The sequence below is a fragment of the Streptomyces sp. NPDC126497 genome, assembly GCF_040302425.1.
Taxonomy (GTDB): Bacteria; Actinomycetota; Actinomycetes; order Streptomycetales; family Streptomycetaceae; genus Streptomyces.
Map to the genome: position 1 here is coordinate 1 of NZ_JBEORT010000213.1, position 2,469 is coordinate 2,469.

Annotated in this window: 1 protein-coding gene and 1 pseudogene; both read right to left on the minus strand. The window is 78.8% G+C overall.

Going from position 1 to position 2,469, the window contains the following annotated elements; translation table 11 throughout:
- Positions 1-660 (minus strand): annotated as a pseudogene (locus ABTY20_RS35100) (ABC transporter ATP-binding protein); the annotation flags it as partial.
- The gene (locus tag ABTY20_RS35105) at positions 657-2,408 is read right to left on the minus strand and encodes an ABC transporter ATP-binding protein (protein WP_352001191.1); all 1,752 of its coding nucleotides are present in this window, start codon (positions 2,406-2,408) and stop codon (positions 657-659) included. The pseudogene ABTY20_RS35100 and the gene ABTY20_RS35105, both read right to left, overlap by 4 nt.
- Positions 2,409-2,469 lie beyond the last annotated feature (61 nt).

The following is a 2,469-nucleotide window of genomic DNA, read 5'->3' on the forward strand; positions in this document are numbered from 1 at the left end:
CGACCGGGCCGCGTGGTCGCCCAGCGCCTCGTCCGCCGCCAGGGCGCGCCGCTGGGCCGCCGCCATGGGCCGCAGCGTCGCCAGGAACAGCACCAGGCCGCCGGTCAGCGGCGGCAGCACCACCACGAGGAGGGCGGGGTTCAGCGACAGCAGCCCCAGCAGCGCCCCGGCGGCGGTGAAGACGAAGGAGCGCAGGGTCAGGACGAGGCCGGCGAAGCTGTCCCGGGCGATCTCGACCTGGTTCGTCAGCCGGGAGACGGCCGCCCGGTCCGTCCCGCCGGACCCGCCCTGGACGGCCCGGGCCAGGGACCGGTCGACCGCACGTCGCACCAGACCGTCGCGCAGCGGCTCCGTCAGCCCGGCCAGCTGGGTGAACACGCCCCGGACCACCGGGGCGCCGAACGCCACGGCGACCAGCGCGACCGCGAGCCACAGCAGCCCCCGGCGCACGTCACCGGCGAGGAACCCCCGGTCGACGGCCCGGGCGACGCCGTAGCCGACGAGGAACGCCTGCCCGGTCTCGACCAGCGACCAGAGCCCGAGCCGCGCCAGCACCCCGGTGCGGCGGGCGAGGAAACGGCGGGCGGGCGGCGCGATGCGGCGCAGCGCCCCGGAGCCGTCGTCCGTGCCCCGCGCGGCCTCGTCCGCGACGCGCGTCACGGCCGCGCCTCCTCGGGTTCGGCCCGGCGCGCGGTGCTCGCATCCGGTGCCGCGGCCCCGAAGACGGCCCGGTAGTCGGCCGTCCCCCACAGCTCGTGATGGGGCGCGACGGCCCGCACTCCCCCGTCCTCCAGCCAGATCACCAGATCCGCCCGGGCCGCCACCGACGGGCGGTGCGCCACGACCAGCCTGGTCCCGGGCCGCACCGAGTGGCGCAGCGCCCGGTCCACCTCGTGCTCCGTGGCGGTGTCCAGGCTGGACGTCGCGTCGTCCATGATCAGCAGCCGTCCGGCGTGCGCGAACGCCCGGGCGAGCCCGAGGCGCTGGTGCTCGCCGCCCGAGAGCGGCGCCGCGGACAGCGGGGTGTCGTAACCGCTCGGCAGCCGGCGGACGAAGCCGTCGGCGCCCGCGGCCCGGCAGGCCTCCCTGACCTGCTCGGGCGACACCTCGCGGGGGCCGGAGGCGACCACCTCGGCGATCGTGCCCTCGGCCGGCGCCGGGCGCTCGAAGGCGTAGGCGACCTCGGTGCGCAGCGCCTCCCGGGTCAGCCGGTCGAGGGGGACGCCGTCCAGCAGCACCTGTCCCTCGTCGGGGTCGGTCAGCCGCCCCGCCACGGCGGCCAGGACGGACTTCCCCGCTCCGCTGCGGCCGACCACCGCGGCGGTGGCGCCGCCCGGCACCCGCACGCCGTCGGCGCGCAGGACCTGCCTGCCGTCGCGCACCACCCGCACGCCGCGCAGCTCGAGTTCGCCGGGTCCGGCCGGCAGAAGCCGCCGCGTCCCGTGGACCAGCGCGGGCACGCCGGTCAGCGCCAGGGTCCGGTTCCGCGCCTCGCGGCCCCGCACCACCGCGCCCAGCAGGGACGCGGCGCCGCCGACGCCGGCCGTGAGCTGCGCGTACCGGCACACGGCGAGCAGCTCGCCCACGCTCAGGGCGCCCGCCGCGAGGCGCAGGCCGCCGACGGCCGTGGCGGCCAGGACGAGCAGGGGGACCAGGACGCCGCTTCGGCCCAGGGCCCGTCCGTGCAGCGCCCACATGTGCCGGCCCAGGGCGGCGAGCTGCGTCAGCGGTTCCAGCACGCGCGCCCGTTCGCGGGCCCCGGTTCCCGCGGCGGTGATCGTCGCCGCGCCCTCCAGGGCCTCCAGCAGCCGGGACGCGATCTGCGACTGCGCGCTCTGGTAGGCGGCCACCGAGGCGCCGGTGTCGCGGGCGAAGGTCCGCAGCACCAGCGCCAGAGCGGGCAGTCCGGCCAGCACACAGGCCGCCACCCACACGTCGACGACGGCCAGCGCCGCGAGCGCGCCCAGCGGCGTGACCATCGACGCGGCCAGCGCCGCCCGGGCCGCCGGGGCGCCGCCCGCGTCGGCGGCGTTGAGGGTCAGGCGGGTCCCGACGTCCCCCGGGGTGAAGGACCGTGCGCGGTCCGGTACGGCGCGCAGCAGACCGTCGAAGGCGCGGGAGCGCAGGGACGCCGTCCACACGGCGTTGCAGCGGCCGGTGAACAGGGAGGTGAGGCTGTCGAGCAGCAGCTCGCCGAGGAGCAGCGCGGCGCTCAGCGCCAGCCAGCGTCCCGCGGCGCCGCCGTCGCCGTCGCGCAGGAGCAGATCCAGTGTGCGGCCGAGGGCGAAGGGCTGGGCCACCGTCGCCACGGCCGCGCCGACCGAGCACAGCAGCACCAGCGCTTCGGACGCGCGCCCCGGCGCCGTGGCGTCGGCCCCGTCCCGCGCGCGGAACCCGGTCACCGGCACCAGCCGGCCTCCTTCCGTCCGTCCACCGTGACCGGACACCCGGGCCGCCCGGCGTGCCGGG